The organism is Streptomyces sp. NPDC092296 (genome assembly GCF_044755465.1).
Lineage (GTDB): Bacteria > Actinomycetota > Actinomycetes > Streptomycetales > Streptomycetaceae > Peterkaempfera.
This window is the reverse complement of record NZ_JBIVRB010000006.1, coordinates 53,271-71,698: the sequence shown is the minus strand read 5'-3', so window position 1 is coordinate 71,698 and position 18,428 is coordinate 53,271. Positions and strand designations below refer to the sequence as shown.

11 protein-coding genes and 1 pseudogene are annotated in these 18,428 nt (G+C 73.2%); 7 read left to right on the top strand and 5 right to left on the bottom strand.

Annotated elements, in window-relative coordinates; all coding sequences use genetic code 11:
• Positions 1 to 370 precede the first annotated feature (370 nt).
• Positions 371 to 1,390 (bottom strand): cytochrome c oxidase assembly protein, encoded by a 1,020-nt coding sequence (locus ACIQGZ_RS16725; protein ID WP_402602487.1) that lies wholly within the window; start codon positions 1,388 to 1,390, stop codon positions 371 to 373.
• A gap of 579 nt (positions 1,391 to 1,969) precedes the next feature.
• Here ACIQGZ_RS16725 and ACIQGZ_RS16720 point away from each other — a divergent pair.
• The 3 genes from ACIQGZ_RS16720 (at position 1,970) to ACIQGZ_RS16710 (ending at position 9,390) form a co-directional block, all read left to right on the top strand.
• The gene (locus tag ACIQGZ_RS16720) at positions 1,970 to 8,179 is read left to right on the top strand and encodes a DNRLRE domain-containing protein (protein ID WP_402602485.1); all 6,210 of its coding nucleotides are present in this window, start codon (positions 1,970 to 1,972) and stop codon (positions 8,177 to 8,179) included.
• A 140-nt stretch (positions 8,180 to 8,319) separates the two neighbouring features.
• Complete coding sequence (locus ACIQGZ_RS16715; protein ID WP_402602484.1) at positions 8,320 to 8,577, top strand: hypothetical protein; 258 nt, start codon at positions 8,320 to 8,322, stop codon at positions 8,575 to 8,577.
• Between the two features lie 186 nt (positions 8,578 to 8,763).
• The gene (locus tag ACIQGZ_RS16710; RefSeq protein WP_402602483.1) at positions 8,764 to 9,390 is read left to right on the top strand and encodes a DUF4232 domain-containing protein; all 627 of its coding nucleotides are present in this window, start codon (positions 8,764 to 8,766) and stop codon (positions 9,388 to 9,390) included.
• 115 nt (positions 9,391 to 9,505) lie between these two features.
• On the opposite strand, the gene ACIQGZ_RS16705 is transcribed toward ACIQGZ_RS16710, so the two are convergent.
• From ACIQGZ_RS16705 to ACIQGZ_RS16695, 3 genes are all read right to left on the bottom strand, one after another.
• Positions 9,506 to 11,473 carry a glycosyl hydrolase family 28-related protein gene (locus ACIQGZ_RS16705; RefSeq protein ID WP_402602819.1) on the bottom strand — a complete coding sequence of 656 codons (1,968 nt, stop codon included), beginning with the start codon at positions 11,471 to 11,473 and terminating at the stop codon, positions 9,506 to 9,508.
• Between the two features lie 506 nt (positions 11,474 to 11,979).
• The gene (locus tag ACIQGZ_RS16700) at positions 11,980 to 12,474 is read right to left on the bottom strand and encodes a hypothetical protein (protein WP_402602482.1); all 495 of its coding nucleotides are present in this window, start codon (positions 12,472 to 12,474) and stop codon (positions 11,980 to 11,982) included.
• A gap of 167 nt (positions 12,475 to 12,641) precedes the next feature.
• Complete coding sequence (locus tag ACIQGZ_RS16695; RefSeq protein WP_402602481.1) at positions 12,642 to 13,220, bottom strand: MarR family winged helix-turn-helix transcriptional regulator; 579 nt, start codon at positions 13,218 to 13,220, stop codon at positions 12,642 to 12,644.
• 222 nt (positions 13,221 to 13,442) lie between these two features.
• Between ACIQGZ_RS16695 and ACIQGZ_RS16690 the strand changes: the two are divergent.
• The 4 genes and pseudogenes from ACIQGZ_RS16690 to ACIQGZ_RS16675 form a co-directional block, all read left to right on the top strand.
• Positions 13,443 to 13,625, top strand: a pseudogene (locus ACIQGZ_RS16690) (ferredoxin); the annotation flags it as partial.
• A 124-nt stretch (positions 13,626 to 13,749) separates the two neighbouring features.
• The gene (locus ACIQGZ_RS16685) at positions 13,750 to 15,147 is read left to right on the top strand and encodes an NAD(P)/FAD-dependent oxidoreductase (protein ID WP_402602480.1); all 1,398 of its coding nucleotides are present in this window, start codon (positions 13,750 to 13,752) and stop codon (positions 15,145 to 15,147) included.
• A 66-nt stretch (positions 15,148 to 15,213) separates the two neighbouring features.
• Positions 15,214 to 16,461, top strand: coding sequence for a cytochrome P450 (locus tag ACIQGZ_RS16680; protein ID WP_402602478.1), 1,248 nt, complete (start codon positions 15,214 to 15,216; stop codon positions 16,459 to 16,461).
• A gap of 125 nt (positions 16,462 to 16,586) precedes the next feature.
• The gene (locus ACIQGZ_RS16675) at positions 16,587 to 17,333 is read left to right on the top strand and encodes a nuclease-related domain-containing protein (protein WP_402602477.1); all 747 of its coding nucleotides are present in this window, start codon (positions 16,587 to 16,589) and stop codon (positions 17,331 to 17,333) included.
• Between the two features lie 119 nt (positions 17,334 to 17,452).
• On the opposite strand, the gene ACIQGZ_RS16670 is transcribed toward ACIQGZ_RS16675, so the two are convergent.
• The gene (locus ACIQGZ_RS16670; RefSeq protein WP_402602475.1) at positions 17,453 to 18,325 is read right to left on the bottom strand and encodes an SDR family oxidoreductase; all 873 of its coding nucleotides are present in this window, start codon (positions 18,323 to 18,325) and stop codon (positions 17,453 to 17,455) included.
• Positions 18,326 to 18,428: the final 103 nt, after the last annotated feature.

The following is an 18,428-nucleotide window of genomic DNA, read 5'->3' as shown; positions in this document are numbered from 1 at the left end:
AGGACCGGTGCGACGGTGGGAGGCCGTGCGTGCGGGTGATACGGAGCGGCGGTGCCGGCCGCAGGGGGTTGCGGCGGTTCGGCCGAACCGGCGGCCGCCTGCGGGCCGGGGCTCGACGGCCACGTCTCGCAGGCGGCCGACAAGGGCGGCGCCGCCGGGGCGGACGACCCGCGGAGCCTGGCCGACCGGCTCCGCAGCGAGGCCCCGAAGCGGTCGGCCGTGGCGGACGAGACCGCACCGACCGTCTTCGCCCGTGACCTGGACGCCATGGCCGACTTCCTGCAACGGTTCCGGCGCGCAGCCCGGCCTGCCGTTCGGGGAGGACCGGGCAACGGCGGCCACGGTCTGCGGCTCGTCGCGCCCGGGGCCGCTACTCCGCCGGGGTCCGGCGGCGCATCCGCTCCCCGATGGCGCCGGTGTCCGTCTCCCACCACGGCCGGACGAGTTCCGCCGGGGCCGGCTGCTCGGCGGTGGGTGCGGCCGGCTGCGGGGCGACCGGGACCAGCTCGCCGTCCAGTCGGCGGTCGAGTTCGGCCGTCCTGGCGCGCTCGGTGCGGGCCCACTGGAGGAACACGGTGAGGATGAAGGGCAGCCCGACCAGCTCCGCGATGGTGAGCATGGCACCGCCGCCGAGCTGCTGGTCGCGGTGCGGGGCGGGCGCCCAGGCCGGTGCGTGCTGGGCGTACCAGGTGCCCGCGATCAGGGTGCCGCTGGTCATCACCACGATGCCCGGCAGGGCGTCGATCAGCCCGTCGAGGAAGACCAGGGCCGCCCGCACCGGATGGCTGCACCAGCGGGGCAGCAGTTCCTCCCGGGTGAGCAGCGGCAGGACGAACAGGCTGCCGGCCAGCAGCAGGTGGAGGTACATCAGCTGGTGCAGCGCGTCGTGGCGCAGCGCCGTCTCGAAGTACGGGGTGAAGTAGACGCACAGCTCGGACAGCAGCACCAGCACCGAGCTGACCAGCGGGAAGGTGAGCAGCCGCAGCAGGCGGCCGGTGGCGGCGGTGCGCAGCCGGGCGGCGGAGCGGGCCGGCAGTGCCCGGCAGGCGAGGGAGAGCGGGTCGCCGAGGGCCAGGCCGAGCGGGGCGACCAGGTCGAGCAGGATGTTCTGGACGGCGGCGGGCCAGAAGAGCACCCGGTCGTAGACGGCCAGCGCCGACATCGTCGCGAACACCACGGTGCCGAGGCCCAGCAGGGCGAAGACCGCCGTACGGGCGGCCGACCAGGACTCGCCGCGCCGCCGCAGCCGCAGGACGCCCCAGGCGTACAGCCCGGCCGCCAGCACCACCAGGGCCAGCGCGGGCACGTCGAGCGTCCACTGCTGCGGGAAGCGGCTCCAGGTCAGTTCCGGCAGGGCCGACCCGTGGAGCTGCTGACCGGCTGCGGTCACGGCGCTGTCCTTCCGCTCGGCACCGCGCGGTCGGCGGTGGCCCGGTCCACGGTAGCGGCCGACCGGCCGCACCACCGGCAGCGGCCGGGCCGACCGGGGCGGCGCGGGAGAGCGCGTACCGTCGGCACTTTTCGGCCAGCGCGGGTCCGGGCGGCAAGGGCGGGCCCCGGCCGCTCCCCCCGAAACGGCCCCTGCCGAACGCCGTCGATCCCGACTGCGGCACGCCGCACAGCGGACGGATGCTGCGCATACGGATGACTTTCCCGGACCGGTGCCGCCGCGACGCCCGACGCAGAACCGGAGCGAGCCGCCCCACATGGAGTTCCCCGAGGGTCAACAGCAAGAACCATTTCGGTCAACCCTTGGGCAAGTGAAGATCCCCCGAATATGACAACGGTTTGATTACGATCCTTGTCGCGCGGTGAAGACCGCTGCTGAATTATCCACTTCGCATGCTGTTTGTGGTCAACCTTGTTGACATGTTCCGGCCCTATGCTCCGCTCCGCTCCATAAGAAAAGTCGGAGGTGAGCGTGCATCAGCACATATCCCCGTCCCGCGGATTGCGCGGACGGATTCCGTTGGCCGGTTCCCTGGTACTGGCTCTGACGGCCTCTCTGCTCGCGGGCAGCGAGACGGCCTGGGCCGCCGGGGCCACCGGGACCACCGCTCGGACGGCCGGCGAGACCGCGAAGCCGGCGGCGGCCGAAGCGGCGGCCCGGCCGGCGGCACCGGCCGCGACGCAGGCGGCCGATCTCGCGTCGGCGCGGGTGGCGGCCCGGCTGTCCGGCAAGCGGGTGGAAGCGCTGGCCGAGCGCACGGAGACATCCACCACCTGGGTGAACCCGGACGGGTCGCTGACCACGGAGCTGTCGGCAGGGCCGGTGCGGTTCCAGCGCGACGGGCAGTGGACGGACGTCGACCTGGACCTGACGGCGCAGCCGGACGGCTCGGTGGCACCCCACGCGCACCCGGAGGGGCTGGTCCTGGGCGGCGCCGGCGGCACCAGGCCGAAGTCGCTGGCCGAGGCGGGCCGGGCGGCGGCCCGGACGCTGGTGACGCTGGGCGAGGGCGGCGAGCAGGTGGCCCTCCAGTGGAAGGGCGGCCTGCCCACGCCGGTGCTGGACGGGCCGAGGGCGACCTACCGGGACGCGGTGCCGGGCGCGGACGTGGTGGTGGAGGCCACCCGTACCGGCTTCGAGCAGTACGTCACGATCAAGCAGCGCCCCGGCGCGGACGGCTACGCCTACACGATGCCGCTGCGGGCGCGGGGCCTGAAGGCCGTCCAGCAGGACGACGGCAGCGTGCTGTTCAGCGACGCCCGGACGGGCAAGCGGCGGGCGGTGATGCCCGCGCCGGTGATGTGGGACGCCACCACCGACCCGGTCTCGGGCGAGCACACCCACCGGGCCCGGGTCGGGCTGAAGGTGGTGCAGCACGGCTCCGGCATCGACCTGGTCTTCACCCCGGACGCGGACTTCCTGGCCGACCCGGCGACCGCGTACCCGGTGACGGTGGACCCCTCGACGGCCGCGCTGGGCAATGTCTTCGACACCTATGTGCAGCAGGGCGAGACGGTCGACTGGTCGGCCGACACCGAGTTGGACCTGGGCAACCCGGGGACCAAGAACTCGGACGGCACGCCGCGCACCGCCCGCTCCTTCATCGTCTGGAACACCGCGCCGATCTCGGACGCGCTGGTCAGCGACGCCAAGCTGTCGCTGTGGGACTTCCACTCCGGCAACACGGACTGCAAGCCGTACTCCTGGGAGGTCTGGGACTCCGGCAAGCCGTCGACGGCTTCGCGGTGGCCCACGGCCTCGCAGCCCGCCTGGAACGCCAAGTACGCCACCTCCACCGAGACCCGGGGCAACTCGGCGTGCACCTCGGCCCCGGCCGGGTGGATCAACGCGGACGTCACCACCCTGGTGCAGACCTGGGCGTCGGCGAAGAACGCCACCTCGAACATGGGCCTGCGGGCGACCAGCGAGGCGGACAGCCTGTCGTGGAAGCGGGTGAACTCCGCGAACAACGCGAAGAACCCGCCGAAGCTGACGGTGACCTACAACTACCGGCCGAAGACCGGCACCGACCAGCAGGCCGGACCGCCGTTCCTCAAGGGCACCGACGGCGTCTGGTACGTCAACACGACCACGCCGACGCTGCGGGACACCTTCACCGACGCCAACAACGACAAGGTCGACGGCACCTTCCAGATCTTCGACAACGCCACCGGCACCCAGGTCGGCAATGTCCTGGTCTCCCCGTTCGTGCCCAGCGGCCAGCCCGCCTCGGTGACCGTGCCGGCCGGGCTGCTGACCAACGGCAAGACCTACAAGTTCCGTACCAGCCCGTACGACGGCACCAGCTACAACACCGGCTGGTCCGCGTACGCCATCTTCACCGTCGACACCGCCGCCCCCTCCGCGCCGACCTCGGTGACCTCCACCGACTACCCCAGCAGCAGTTGGGTCAAGGGCGCCGGCCAGGCGGGCAAGTTCACGGTGACCCCGCCCAGCGGTGACCAGAACGGCATCGAGTGGTCGCTGGACGGCACCACCTGGACCAAGGTCGCCACCGGCGGCACCACCTCCCCGGTGACCTTCTCCGTCACCCCGGCCAAGGCGGGCACCAACACCCTCCAGGTCCGGGCCACCGACAAGGCGGAGAACAAGTCCGAGGCGCTCTCCTACACCTTCCACGTCGGTCCGGGCGGCGTCACGCTGCCCGACGACGGCACCCGCACCGCCGCCCGGGTCCCGCTGGCGGCCGAGGCCGACGGCGCCAAGTACAACGCCGTCTCCTTCTCCTGGCGGCGCGGCGACGCGGACACCTGGACCACCGTCCCACCCGGCCATGTCAGCAACGCCGGACAGGCGCTGACCTCCTGGCCGGTCGCTCTCACCTCGGGCAAGAGCCCCGCCCTGGCCTGGAACGCCACCTCCACCGTCGACCCCGACGGCACCGTGCAGCTGCGCGCCGACTTCACCGGCCCCGGCAACGCGGCGACCTCCTCCGAGGCGGTCAGCGTCGTGGTGGACCGCGCCGCCTCCGGCGCCGCGAGCGAGAAGGTCGGCCCCGGCTCGGTGAACCTGCTCACCGGCGACTACACCCTCTCCGCCACCGACGCCTCGTTCTTCGGCATGTCGGTGACTCGCACCGCCTCCTCCCGCTCGCCGCGCGCCGCCGCGGCCCAGGAGGGCCAGGTGCCGATCTTCGGCAAGGAGTGGACCTCCGGCACGGTCGCCGAGGCCACCGACTCGGACTACACCGAGATCCGCAAGACCTCGGCCACCTCGCTGGATGTCGCCACGGTCGACGGCGACACCATCACCTTCACCTCCAACGCCGCCAAGACCGGCTGGGTCCCGGAGCCGGGCTCGGAGGAGCTGACCCTCACCGGGTCGTTCACCTCGGGTGACTTCACGCTCTCCGACACCAGCGGGACGGTGACCACCTTCTCCAAGGTCGGCTCCGCCGCCACGACCTGGACGGTGTCCAGCTCGCTGCTGGACGGCCTGGCCAACTCCACCACCAAGGTCGTCTCCGAGTCCGTCACCACGGGCGGCAAAACGGTGGCCCGCCCCAAGCGGATCATCGCCTCCACCAGCGCCACCACCCTGGCCGCCTGCGAGGCCGCCCCGGCCACCAAGGGCTGCCGGGTCCTGGAGTTCAGCTACCCGACCGCCACCACCGGCACCGCCGCCGTCTTCGGCGACTACGCCGGGCAGGTCTCCCAGATCAGGCTGTGGGCCACCGCCCCCGGCGCCACCGCCGCCACCGCGACCGCCGTCGCCCAGTACACCTACGACGACCAGGGCCGACTGCGCGAGAGCTGGGACCCACGGATCAGCCCGGCGCTGAAGACCACGTACGCGTACGACAGCGCGGGCCGCGTCACCACCCAGACCCCGCCCGGTCAGCTGCCGTGGACCTTCAGCTACGGCCAGGCCGGCAGCGGTCCCGCCACCGGCGACGGCATGCTGCTCAAGGCGTCCCGGTCCACGCTCACCCCCGGCAGCGCCGACCAGACCAACGGCACCGCCACCACCACCGTCGTCTACGGCGTGCCGCTCAGCGGCTCCGCCGCTCCCGAGGACCTCAGCGCCGGCAAGGCGGCCACCTGGGGCCAGACCGACCTGCCCACCGACGCCACCGCCGTCTTCCCCGCCGACCAGGTCCCGGCGTCCAACACCGGCACCGCGCTGGCGGCCGGCGGCTACACCCGGGCCACCCTGCACTACCTCGACGCCTCCGGCCGCGAGGTCGACACGGCCACTCCCGGGCACCGGATCTCGGTCACCGAGTACGACCGCTTCGGCAACTCGGTACGGACCCTGACCGCCGCCGACCGCGAACTCGCGCTGGGCAGCACCCCCGACCAGAAGGCGCAGCTCACCGCGCTGGGCATCAACGCCCTGTCCACCGGCGAGCGGGCGCAGCTGCTCTCCAGCACCAGCGTCTACAGCGACGACGGGCTGCGCGAGACCGACAGCTACGGGCCGCTGCACCAGATCACCCTGGAGGCCGCCGCCAAGAGCGGCAGCACCACGCTGGCCGCGGCCGGCACCCAGATCACCGCCCGCCGGCACACCGTCAAGAAGTACGACGAGGGGCGGCCCTCGGACGGTAGCGCCACGGTGCGGAACCAGGTCACGCTGCTGACCGAGGGCGCACAGCCGCGCTCCTGGCCGGACCTGCTCGTCGACACCCGGCAGACCCAGACCGTCTACGACTGGGCGCTGGGCATGCCGACCCGGACGGTCAAGGACAGCGGCGGTCTGGCACTGGCCACCGTCACCGCGTACGACAGCCAGGGCCGGGTCACCAAGAGCAGCCTGCCCGCCTCCAACGGTGCCGACGCCGGCACCACCGTGACCAGCTACTACACCGGTGACGGCACCGGTGCCTGCGGCGGGCGGCCCGAGTGGGCCGACGCGGTCTGCCAGACCGGTCCGGCCGCGGCCGTCACCGGCGGCGGCTCCAACCCCGCCCAGCTGCCCACCAAGATTACCCAGTACGACCTGTGGGGCAGCGAGTCGACGGTCACCGAGACCTCGGGCAGCACCACCCGGACCACCACCAGCGCCCATGACGGCGCGGGCCGGCTGACCACCGTCACCGTCAGCGGCGGCCTCGGCACGGCCGTGCCCGCCGTCACCACCTCGTACGACCCGGCGGGCGGGCAGGCGGTCAAGGAGACCTCCACCGCGGGCGGCACTCTCACCAGGGCGTACGACAAGCTCGGGCGCCTGATCTCCTACACCGACGCAGACGGCGGCGTCACCACCACCCAGTACGACGCGCTGGACCGGCCCACCAGGACCGCCGACAGCGTGCCGTCCACCACCACGTACAGCTATGACACCGCCGTCGACCCGCGCGGGCTGGCCACCTCGACCACCGACTCGGTGGCCGGCACGTTCACCGCCCGCTACGACGCCGACGGCAAGCTCGTCACCCAGACGCTGCCCGGCGGCTACACCATGGCCGAGCAGCTGGACCCGGCCGGCACCGCGACCGGCCGCACCTACACCCGGACCTCCGACGGCACGGTGCTGCTCTCCGACAGCATCACCGCCACCGTCCACGGCCAGTGGGCCACCCACACCGGCACCCCGGGGGTGACCGCGTCCCAGTCCTACCGCTACGACGGCGCCGGCCGCCTGACCCAGGTGCAGGACACCACCCCCGACGCGGTGTGCACCACCCGCACCTACACCTTCGACAAGAACACCAACCGCAAGACCCTGGCCACCGCCACCGCGCAGGTCGGCCTGGACTGCGCCACCAGCGGCGGCACCACCGTCACCAACACGTACGACAGCGCCGACCGCCTGGTGAACACCGGCTACAGCTACGACGCCTTCGGGCGCACCAGCGCGCTGCCGGGCTCGACCCTCGCCTACTACACCAATGACCTGGTCCGCCAGCAGACCGCCGGCAGCCAGCGCCAGACCTGGACCCTCGACTCCAAGCTGCGGTTCCGCGGCTGGACCGCCGAGAGCGGCAGCGGCAGCACCTGGACCCAGACCGCGTCCCGGCTCAACCACTACGACACCGACTCCGACAACCCCCGCTGGATCGTCGAGGACACCGCAGCCGGCACCGTCACCCGCAATGTCGGCGGCGTCGACGGCGACCTCGCCGCGGTGACCGCCAAGTCCGGCGGCGTCGTCCTCCAACTCGCCAATCTGCACGGCGACATCGCCCTGCAGCTCCCGGCCGACACCTCCGTCGCCCCGACCGTCCTCGACTTCGACGAGTACGGCAGCCCCCGGGCGGGCCAGTCCGCCGCCCGCTACGGCTGGCTGGGCGGCAAGCAGCGCTCGGCGGAGACCCCGAGCGGCCTCACCCTGATGGGTGTCCGGCTGTACGACCCCGCCAACGGGCGCTTCCTCTCCGTCGACCCGGTCGCCGGCGGCAACGCCAACGCGTACGAGTACTGCACCGCCGACCCGATCACCTGCTTCGACCTGGACGGCAGGTGGCACTGGAAGAAGCTGCTCAAGGGCGCCGCGCACGTCGGCATCATGGTCGGGGCGGGCGCGCTGATGCTCGGCATGTGCGCGGGCACCGGCGGCCTCGGCTGCATGCTGGCCGGCGCGGCGATCTGGGGCTCCGCCGGTCTGCTGGACTACGGCGTCTCGCACAACGGGTGGCACCATGCGAGCAGGCGCGGGGCGACGGCCGCCTACCAGAAGGGCTACATCGGCGGCTTCTTCTCCGGGCTGGTCGGCAGGAACATGTTCCGCGGGCACGGCAGGCACCGGGGGAGGTGGTCCTGGTAGGCCCGCTGCGGCGGCATGGTCCGGCGGCTGGTCCGCCGGGCGGATACTCCGGCTGAGTTAGGCTGCCCGGGTGGCCGACCCCCCTTCGAGGGGGCGGCCACCCGGGCTCCGAGATGGGCATACCTACCCCGGGAGGGGCTGTGCACGACCACCAGGTTCCGGACGGCGAAGAGGGCGGGGAGCTCCCGCGCAATGTGTTCGCGCAGGCGTGGGGGCCCGGGTTCGTCCCCAAGGCCGTCCTTGTCGCGCTGCCGTTCGCCGTCGCGCTGTGCTGGGTGCCGGACGACTGGCGTCCGCTGGTCGCGGTGCCGGTCATCATGGTGCCGCTCTACTTCTTCGCCCGCTACGAGGCGGCGCGGCGGCGCCGGGCGGCGGGGGAGGATTCGGCCGAGGGATAGCGGGCGAGGGGTAGCGGGCGAGGGTAGCGGGCGAGGGGTGGCAGGCCGCTTTCATGAGCGGAGCGAATCGGAAATGTCCGGTTTTCGCAACAGATCCACCCCAGTGGCCGTTTCCGGCAACCGGGCGGCGGCGGTGCCCGTCTTCAGCGGCGTCAGCAGACACAGCACCTCACGGGGAGAACGCCGATGTCCGTACGCCACTCGCTTGCCGTGACCACCCTGGTCACGGCCGGCGCAGTCCTCGCGCTCACCGCATACCCGTCCGGCTCCAGCCCGGCGGCGGCCGCCACACCGACAGCGGCGGTCGCCGCCGCCGGCGGTGGGAACGCCGACAGTGACAGCTACGCCTACCAGCACCCCTGCTCCTCGCAGCAGCTGTCGATCACCGTCACCGGGCGGGCGGGCGCGCCCAGCCAGCGGGTGATCGCGGTGCGCAACCACGGGAAGGCCGCCTGCGGCCTCAGCTACTACCCGCGGGTCGACCTGGGCCGCTCCACCGCCCGGGACAACAGCCACAATGTGCTGCCGCTGGTGCCCAGCGGGCTCGGCGGCCCGCCGGCCTTCCCGGTCCACGCCGGGCACACCGCGTACGCGGTGATCGACCTGGACCCGAGCGGTGCGACCAGGGGCACCGTCCCCGGGATCGACGAGCTGAACGTGCTGGCCGACGGCGACCACATGGCCAACGCGGAGACCCGCAACTTCCCGTTGGCGCGCGGCACGCGCGTGCTGAGGCCCAAGCTCGGCCTGTACCGGGACACGGTCGCGGCCGCCGTCGCCTCCATGCGGCTGGCCGACACGCCGCCGTTCTGACCCGGCGGCAGGGTCGGCCGGTGGGCCGATCGCGGCGCTGATGGTGAGGGCTCTGGCCCCGCGCCTTTGCGGCGGGGCCAGAGCCCGGTCTCCTGGTCCGCCTGCTAGCGGGCCGTCACCACGCGGCGGGCGCGGGCGGCGCCACGACCGGCGGGCGGTCGTCGCAGGTGATGGTGTTCGGCAGCTCCCAGGGGGCGAGCCAGGGGCCGGTGGTGCCGCCCCCGTCGTTGCCGCCCCGGTCGATCACCGTGAACTCCGAGCCGGCGCCGGTGAAGTTGAACGACCCGCAGTTGTTGACGCCGACCGCGCCGACGTTGCGGGCGTCCACGTTCTCGAAGGACGCCGAGCCGGCCGCGCGGGCGCTGAGCACCGAGGTGCCGGTACCGTCCACCTTGATGTTCTTGAAGTGGACGTTGCTGACCGAGTACAGGTCCTTCACCGGGAAGTCGGCCACCAGCATGATCGCGTTGTAGGTGTTGTCGAGGAAGTTGTCCCCGACCACCTCGACATCCGCGTCGATGTCCTTCTCCAGCGCGTAGAACCAGATGGCCCCGAGGCCGATGTTCCAGTTCAGCTCGTACGTACCGGCGCGCACCGTGGTGTTGTCGGTGATCCACAGGTGCCCGGTGAACGCCTCGGCGCCGAAGCGGGAGCCGACCTGGATGGCGCTGCCCTCGCGGATCGGGTCGGCCACCAGGTTGCCCGAGACGGTGTTGTCGGTGCCGCCGTAGATCGCGATGCCGTTGGCGAGCACCGGTGTCTGCACCGTGTTGTGGTCGAAGGTGTCGCGGGCGTCCTCGGTCGTCTCGGACCACATGGCGAGGGCGTCGTCACCCGTGTTGCGGATGAAGTTGTTCGACACCACCGAGTCGGTGACGCCGGTGTGGAAGTTGATGCCGTCCGCGATCTGGTCGGCGATCACATTGTTGGTGATCTTCAGATGGGACATCGGCCCGTCGAACCACATGCCCACCTTGGTGTGGTGGATGTAGAGGCCGTCGATGGTCGAGTTGCTCAGCGAGCCGCCGATGCCGTTCACCTGGTCGGTGTCGATCCGCTCGCGGACGTCGCCCTCGATCGCGAAACCCGACAGGTGGACGTTGCTGCTGCCGCCCGCCGATGCGTCCTTGCCGTAGAAGCCGACACCGGTGTGCACCGAGCCGTCGGGGGCCGGGGTGCTGAGGGTGACCTGGTGGCCCTTGATGACGGTGTACCAGTTGCCCGCGCCCTCGATCGTCACATTGTCGACGATGATGTGCCGGTTCACCTGGTAGGTGCCCGGCGGGATGTAGACCTTGAGGTGGGTCCGCTTGGCGAAGGCGATGGCCTTGTCGAACGCGTCGGCGGAGTCACGCCGGCCGAGCGGGTCGGCGCCGAACGCCAGCACATCGGCCGCGAGCAGGTTGACGTGCGGCGCGCCGACGAGCTGCGAGTCCAGCAGGTCGATGACCGTCGAGGACGCCTTGCTCCCGGCCGGGACCGCCAGGCGCACCTTGTCGCCCGCGTGGTAGGTGCGGCCCAGCAGCAGGCGCTGCTCGTCGTAGAAGTGGTTCGGGCGGTACGGCTTGGGGATCGTCGGGGCCGGCGTGGTGGCGCTGGGCACGCAGGAGCACTCGGTGATCCACCAGTCGGGCTGCAGCAGACCGGCGTTGGGGTCGTTGGAGAACGGGTACTGGTTGTACAGCCAGGCGTACTGCGAGGTCAGGGTCATGGTGGTGCGGCTCTTGCCGTTCACCGTGACATCGAGCGGCGCGGTGCTGCCGCCGCCGCCCGGGGCGTCCGGGATGCTGTATCGCACGGTGATCGCGTTGGCCGCCTGCGGCAGGGTGAACTCGACGTACTGACCGGGCGTCAGCTTGACCGCCTTGCGGCCGGACGCCTCGGCGGGCAGCGTGTACGCGCTGCGGTCCGGGCCGATGACCGTGCCGTTGGTCGCGGCGTTCTCCGCCTCCTGCTCGGCGAAGTCGACGTTGGCGCCCCGGCCCGCGACCAGCGACGGGGCCAGGCCGGCGCGCGTCACGACCGGGGCGGTGGCGGCGGCGCCCTGCGCGCCCGAGCCGGCGAAGGCGGTGCCGCCGAGCATGACGCTGAGGCCGGTGGCGGCCGCGGTCACTGCGGCGACTGCCACCGCGGCGCTCCTCGGCGACCTGCCGGCCTGTCGTCTCGGGCCGACTCCGGTGCTGGTCCGTGTCATCGGATGCTCGTCTCTCTCGGGGGTGCGGGCACACGCGGGCGCCCAAGGTGCGGCGGGCGCGGTGAAGGTGAGGTGACATTAGGGCCGCCGGACCCTGCTCCACAAGGTTCCTGCATCATATTTTCGCAGCTCTGTCACCTGAGTGCGATCCGTCATCAGATTCTTGCGCGGCTGAACGTAAGTCGTTGCGGGATGCCGCCGGGGACCACCGGGGAGGCAGCGGATCGGGCGGGAGGTCGGCCCATGATGCGCCGGACGCACGCGGGCCCCGGCCCGGGGTGCCGCGTGGGCCGCCCCGGGCCGGGGCCTGTTCGTCCGCTGGTCGTGAAGGGGGGCGGCGTGATCCGGGCTGCGTGACGGGGGCGGCGCGACGGGGGCGGCCGCCGCCCGGCGCGCTATCCGGCCGCGCGTACCAGGTAGGCGGCGCCGCCGCTCGCGCCCTGGCCGGCCCGCCGCTCGATGTCGAGGTGGGCGGCGGCCGTGGTGAAGGTGAAGGACCGCCGCTGCGGCGTGTCACCGCAGGGGACGACCCGGTGGGCGGTGGCCCGGCCGGAGCTGGCGGTGACGGTCATCGAGCCCCGGCCGACGCAGGCGGCCTCGATGACGAGCCTGCGGCCCTTGCCGATCGTCTCGTCCCGGTCCATGCCGTCCAGCGCTCCCGACCCGGCCCCCACGGCATCCGTACCGGACACCAGACCGCCACCGGTCAGCGCGGCTGCGGCCCGCTGCCCGGCCCGGACGTCGTCGGTGGACCGCGCGGGCGCGGACCGGCGGGCGCCCGGCGCGGCCGAGGGCGGCTGCGCCGTACGTCCGCTCCCGGCGCTGCACCCGGCCGCGACCGGGAGCAGCGCCATGACCGCGACCACCGAAACGGCCACCCTTGTCCTCATGCGCCCCTCCAGGTCGATCACGCTGCGCTCGGGAGCGGTATCCCGATGATCGGACCGGCCGAATCCTCAGTTGAGCGTCTTCAGAGCCTTCGCCCCCGGCCTGCGGCGGCGCAGCCCGGTCCGGTGCCGGCGGGAAGTGTCGGCGGGAAGTGTCGGCGGGTCGCCGGTCAGTGGTGGGGGTCGGCCGGGTCCTCGGTCTGGCCGAGGTGCTGCTCAAGCCGGTGCTGGTTCTCCACCAGCCGCAGGCAGAGGTGGCGCAGCTGGGTCATCTCGGCGGGGGTGAAGCCCTGGAAGATCGCCGCCATGGCGCGCTGGGTCGGCTGCCGGAAGGACTCCAGCCAGATCCGGCCGGCCGGGGTGATCCGGGCCAGTACGGACCGCCGGTCGTGGGAGTCGGGCACCCGCAGGGCCAGTCCGTCGCGCTCCAGGGTGTCGACCAGTCCGGTGACATTGCGGGAGCTCACGCCGCCGGCCCGAGCCAGGTCTCCGATGCTGAGCCCGTGTTCGGCGGTGCCGAGGCGGGTCAGTACGTCGAGTGCTCCCGCGCTCAGGCCGTGGCTCTGGGCGCCCCGGGTGCGGAGCCGTTCGACGGCGTGGAAGGCCGAGCGGGCGGCGGCTGCGGCTTCCAGGGCGAGGGTGTCGCCGCCGAGGGTGAACTCGATCATGGCTTCCCTGACCCGGGGGTCGTAGAGGGTGTCGTCGGAGTCGAGGGCCAGTCCGCTGTCTGACTTATGTACGTCCTTCATAGTGAAGTCATTCTCTAATATGACTGACTGGCCGTCAATCCACTTCTCCGCTGCTGCCGCCCCCGTCCGGAGCAACCCTGTGGTCCAGCCGGGCGGGGGCGGGGGCGTCTGAGCGGGCATGACCGGCGGGCGAGCGGAACCGGGCCGGGCGTTCCATGATGGGCGGGGGGTGACCGCCGGCCGGTGCACGCGCCGGCCCTGGTGCGAAGGAGTCCCGCCCCGATGAGAGTTGCCGTCGACCTCAACCGGTGCCAGGGCTACGCCCAGTGCGCCTTCCTGGCCCCCGATGTGTTCACCATCCGTGGCCAGGAGAGCCTGCTGTACACCCCGTACGCGGACGACTCGCAGCGCGAGCGGGTGAGCCGGGCCGTGGTGGCCTGCCCGGTGCGGGCCATCGAGGTGGACTGGGACGGCGATGCGGGCTGGGACGACGAAGTGGGGTGCGGTGGCGGAGGGGACTGCGGTGGCGAAGGGGACTGCGCTGACGGAGCGGATCGGGACGGCCGGACGCCGGTGACGGAGGTGCCCGGTGCCTGCTGACCGGGCCGCGCTGGCGGCCTTCCGGCGGGAGGGCCGGGTCGTGGTGGTGGGGGCGTCGCTGGCCGGTCTGCGGGCGGCCGAGACACTGCGCGAGGAGGGCTTCACCGGCTCGATCACCATGATCGGCGACGAGCCGTACGAGCCGTACGACCGGCCGCCGCTGTCCAAGCAGGTCCTGCTCGGCCGCGCCTCCGCCGACGCCACGGCGCTCCCCCGCCACCGGGCGATCGAGGCCCGGTGGCGGCTGGGGGTCGCCGCGTCCGGGCTGGACCTGGCCGGCAAGCGGGTGCTGCTGGCCGACGGGGACGAGGTGGCGTACGACCGGCTGCTGATCGCCACCGGCGTCCGGGCCCGGCCGTGGCCGCATGAGTCGGAGGCCGCCCTGGACGGCGTGTTCCTGCTGCGGACCAGGGACGATGCCGCCCGGTTGGAGCAGCGGCTGTCGGCCGGACCCCGCCGGGTGCTGGTCATCGGCGCGGGCTTCACCGGTTCGGAGATCGCCTCGGCGTGCCGCGAACGCGGCCTGGCCGTCACCGTGGTCGAGCGGGGGGCCGCCCCGCTGGTGGGCGCGCTGGGCGGGGTGGTCGGGGAGGCGGCCGCGCGGTTGCAGCGGGCGTACGGCGTCGATCTGCGGTGCGGCGCGATGGTGACCGGGCTGGAGGGCGACTCGGGCGGGCGGCTGCGGCGGGCCCATCTGTCGGACGGCACGGCGGTGGACGCGGAGCTGGCGGTGGTGTCGCTGGGCGCGATCCGCAACACCGAGTGGCTGGTCGGGTCGGGGCTGGCGGCCGGTTGGCGGGGCATCGCCTGCGACGCGGCCTGCCGTGCCTTCGACGTCCAGGGCATCGTCACCGACGACGTCTTCGTCGCGGGGGACGTCGCCCGCTCGCCGCACCCGCTCTTCGAGTACCAGTTCCTGTCGCTGGAGCACTGGGGCAACGCGGTGGCGCAGGCGCGGACCGCCGCCCACAACATGGTCAGCGCCGGTGCGGACCGCCGGCCGCATGTGTGGATGCCCGCCTTCTGGTCCGCCCAGTTCGGGGTCGCCGTCAAGTCGGTGGGCGTGCCGCCGATGGGCACCGAGTTCCTGGTGGCGCAGGGGTCGCTGACGGAGGGGCGGTTCGTCGGGGTGTACGGCTTCCAGGGGCGGGTCATCGCCGCCGTCGCCTTCGACCAGGCGAAATGGCTGGGCTTCTACCAGCAGCTGATCGAGTCGGCCGCCGTGTTCCCCTTCGACACGCCCGGCGTCGATCCGGGGCGCGACGGCGGACGGCCGGTCCCCGCCCGGTTCCCCGACTCCTCCGTACCGACCCACGGCCCGACCGTGACCCTCACCGGCCACTCGCCCACCGACCAGCGGATCGCCTTCACCCCGGACCGGCCCTGATCCCGCCTCGCCCTGACCCCGCCCCGGCCCCCGTACACCGTCCGGCCCGACCCCAAGGACCCCGCGATGGCACAGGACACCCTGCTGCGGCAGATCCTCGACCACGAGAACCGCGCCGACCCCTATCCGCTCTACGCCGAGCTGCGCCGGACCCCGGTGGCCCGGCAGCAGGACGGCTCGTACGCCGTGAGCACCTACTGGGAGATCCGCAACCTGCTCCAGGACCCCCGGCTCAGCGTGGACCCCCGCAACGCACCGCCGGAGGCCGCCGCCATACCGGGCGACGAGGACGAGACCGAGGTCGCGCCGTCCTTCCTGCGGCTGGACCCGCCGGAGCACGACCGGCTGCGCACCATCACCATGCAGCCGTTCGGGCCGCCGCACAGCCCCCGGCGGATCGACGACATGCGCGGCGAACTCACCCGTATCGTCGCCGGCCTGATCGACGGCTTCACCGGCCGCGACCGGGTCGACCTGGTGGACGACTTCGCCTACCCCTTCCCGGTGACGGTCATCTGCCGGCTGCTGGGCGTGCCCCGGGAGGACGAGCCGCGCTTCCACGTCTGGGCCGAGACCCTGGTCTCCAATCTGGACCCCAACCTGTCGGCGGAGGCCGCCGCGCAGCAGCGGCGCGCCACCCGGCAGGCCCGCGGCGAGATGGCGCAGTACCTGACCGAGCTGATCGACCGACGGCGCCGCTCCCCCGGCGACGACATGCTCTCCGCGCTGGCCGCCGGCCACGGGCCGGAGGGCCGGCTCTCCCAGGTGCAGCTGGTCACCACCGCGACGCTGCTGCTGATCGCCGGACACGAGACCACGGTCAACCTCATCACCAACGGCATGCTCACCCTGCTGCGCCGACCCGAGATCCTCGACCGGCTGCGCCGCGAACCCGCGCTGGCCGCGCCGCTGGTCGAGGAGCTGCTGCGCTATGAGCCGCCGGTGCAGTTCCTGCCGCAGCGCAGCACGCTGGCCGACGTGGACGTCGCCGGGACGCTCATCCCCAAGGGCTCCGCCGTCCGGCTGATGCTGGCTGCGGGCAACCGGGACCCGCTGCGCTTCGCGGACCCCGACCGCTTCGACCCCGACCGCCCGGACAACCAGCACCTCGGCTTCGGCAGCGGCATCCACTCCTGCTTCGGCGCACCGCTGGCCCGGCTGGAGACACAGCTCGCCCTGACCGCGCTGGCCCACCGGCTGGAGCGGCCCCGGCTGCTGGAGGACCCGCCGCCGTACCGGCGCAACGCGGTGCTGCGCGGCCCGCGTCACCTGGGCGTGGCCTTCGACGGGCTGCGGCCCGCGCCGACCGGCTGAGCCCGGCCGCGCCCGCCCGTTCCCGGCCGCGCCTCGATGCGACCTGTCGCGGTGGCGGGGCGGCGTGCTGTCCTGGGTGGCGGGGGCGGCGCCGGCGGGCGGCGGCCGGGGATGGGAGGGGAACCGTGGCAGTGCCGGTGGGGCGGGGCAGGAAGGCGGGGGCCGGGGCGAGTGCGGCCCGGCGGGGGCGGCAGCAGCGGGCGGCCGAGGTGGCCCGGCAGCATCGGCTGGGCCGGTGGGTGCTGCCGGGGGCGGCGCTGCCGACGCTGGGGGTCGGGCTGTGGGCCGCCTCGGTCGGCGGGGCCGCCTGGTTCGGCGCGGTGGTCGCCCTGTCGCTGTTCGTCCGGGTGGTGTGGCTGGTCTACCGGCCGGGCCGCAACAGCTGGCGGGTGGGCGCGACGGGCGAGCGCCGCACCGCCCGGCTGCTGGCGCCGTTGGAGCGGCGCGGCTGGGTGCTGCTGCACGACCGGTCGATCCCCGGTTCCCGGGCGAACCTGGACCACCTGGTGCTGGGGCCGCCCGGCGTGGTGTACGTCGACACCAAGCTCTGGGCCTCGGAGAAGTCCCGGTTGCAGCTGCGGGACGGGACGCTCTGGTACGGGCGGTATCCGCAGGACCGGGCGCTGCGGACGGTGGAGTGGGAGGCCGGGCTGGCGGCGGTCGCGCTGGGCGTGCCGGTCCGGGCGGTGGTCGCGGTCCACGGTGCGGCGGTGCCCGGCGGGGTGCTGCGGCTGGGGGATGTGATGGTGCTGCCCGCGAAGCAGCTGCGGCGGTATCTGCGGGACCTCCAGCCGGAGCGGGGCATGGACGATGCCCGCCTGCGGCAACTGGCGGCGCGGGCGGCGGTCGCCTTCCCGCCCTACCGGCCCTGACCGACTCTGACTGGCCCTGACCAGCCCTGACCAGCCCTGACCAGCGGCCGGGGCTCCCCCGGGCCTGACCGTCGGCACGGCCGGGCCCGGGGGGTGTGGTGTCGCGGGGCCGGGGTCGCTCAGGCGGTGGGCTGAGCGGCCAAGGCTGCGGAGATGGCCGCCGCGAGGGTGGTGGTGGGGCGGCCGAGGAGGCGGCGCAGGTCGCCGCTGTCGGTGCGGAGTTCGCCCCGGGCCAGGCCGAGGTCGGCGTCGGCCAGTACCTCGGCGAAGCCCTGCGGGACGCCCGCGCCGGTCAGCACCTCCGCGTACGCCGGGGCCGGGAGGTCGGTGTAGCTGATCTCCCGGCCGGTGGCGGCGGAGAGCGCGGCGGCCAGGTCGGAGAGCGTGAACGGCTGGTCGCCGCCCAGCTCGTACACCGTCCCCTGGTGCCCCTCGGTGGTCAGCACGACCGCGGCGGCCTCGGCGTAGTCGGCGCGGGTGGCGGCGCTGACCAGCCCCTGGCCCGCGCTGCCGAGGACGCTCCCGTGCTCAAGGTAGGTGGCGAGCTGGCCGGTGTAGTTCTCCAGGTACCAGCTGTTGCGCAGGATGACGAACGGAGCACCGCCGGCCTGGAGGTATTGCTCGGTCTCCCGGTGCTCGGTGGCGAGCGTCATCCGGGCGGAGTCGGCCTTGGTGATGCTGGTGTAGGCAAGGGTGGTGACACCGGCGGCGCGGGCGACGTCGATGGCGCGGCGGTGGCCGTCGGTGCGGCTGCCGAGCGCGTCGGTGGAGACGAGCAGCAACTTCTCGGCACCGGCGAACGCGGCGGTGAGGCTGTCGGAGTCGGTGAAGTCGGCCCGGCGCACGGTCACACCCCGATCGGCCAGGTCCTTGATCTTCCCGATGTCGCGGCCGGTGGCCACGATCTCCGACGGTTCCACCCCACGGCGCAGCAGCGCCTCCACGACGAGGCGGCCGAGGTGACCGGTGGCTCCGGTGACGACTGTCGACATGGCACAGACTCCTTCGCAATGCGTAGGGGACGGCGGTCGACCGCCCGTGGAAAAGTCCACCACACATACTCTCTATTGGGAAGCGGCAACCTTTTGGTAAGGT

Coding starts and splice junctions, on each gene's coding strand:
- ACIQGZ_RS16710 (WP_402602483.1), top strand. CDS start 8,764: ATGTCCGTACGCCACTCGCTTGCCGTGACCACCCTGGTCACGGCCGGC.
- ACIQGZ_RS16705 (WP_402602819.1), bottom strand. CDS start 11,473: ATGCTCGGCGGCACCGCCTTCGCCGGCTCGGGCGCGCAGGGCGCCGCC.
- ACIQGZ_RS16700 (WP_402602482.1), bottom strand. CDS start 12,474: ATGAGGACAAGGGTGGCCGTTTCGGTGGTCGCGGTCATGGCGCTGCTC.
- ACIQGZ_RS16695 (WP_402602481.1), bottom strand. CDS start 13,220: ATGAAGGACGTACATAAGTCAGACAGCGGACTGGCCCTCGACTCCGAC.
- ACIQGZ_RS16680 (WP_402602478.1), top strand. CDS start 15,214: ATGGCACAGGACACCCTGCTGCGGCAGATCCTCGACCACGAGAACCGC.
- ACIQGZ_RS16670 (WP_402602475.1), bottom strand. CDS start 18,325: ATGTCGACAGTCGTCACCGGAGCCACCGGTCACCTCGGCCGCCTCGTC.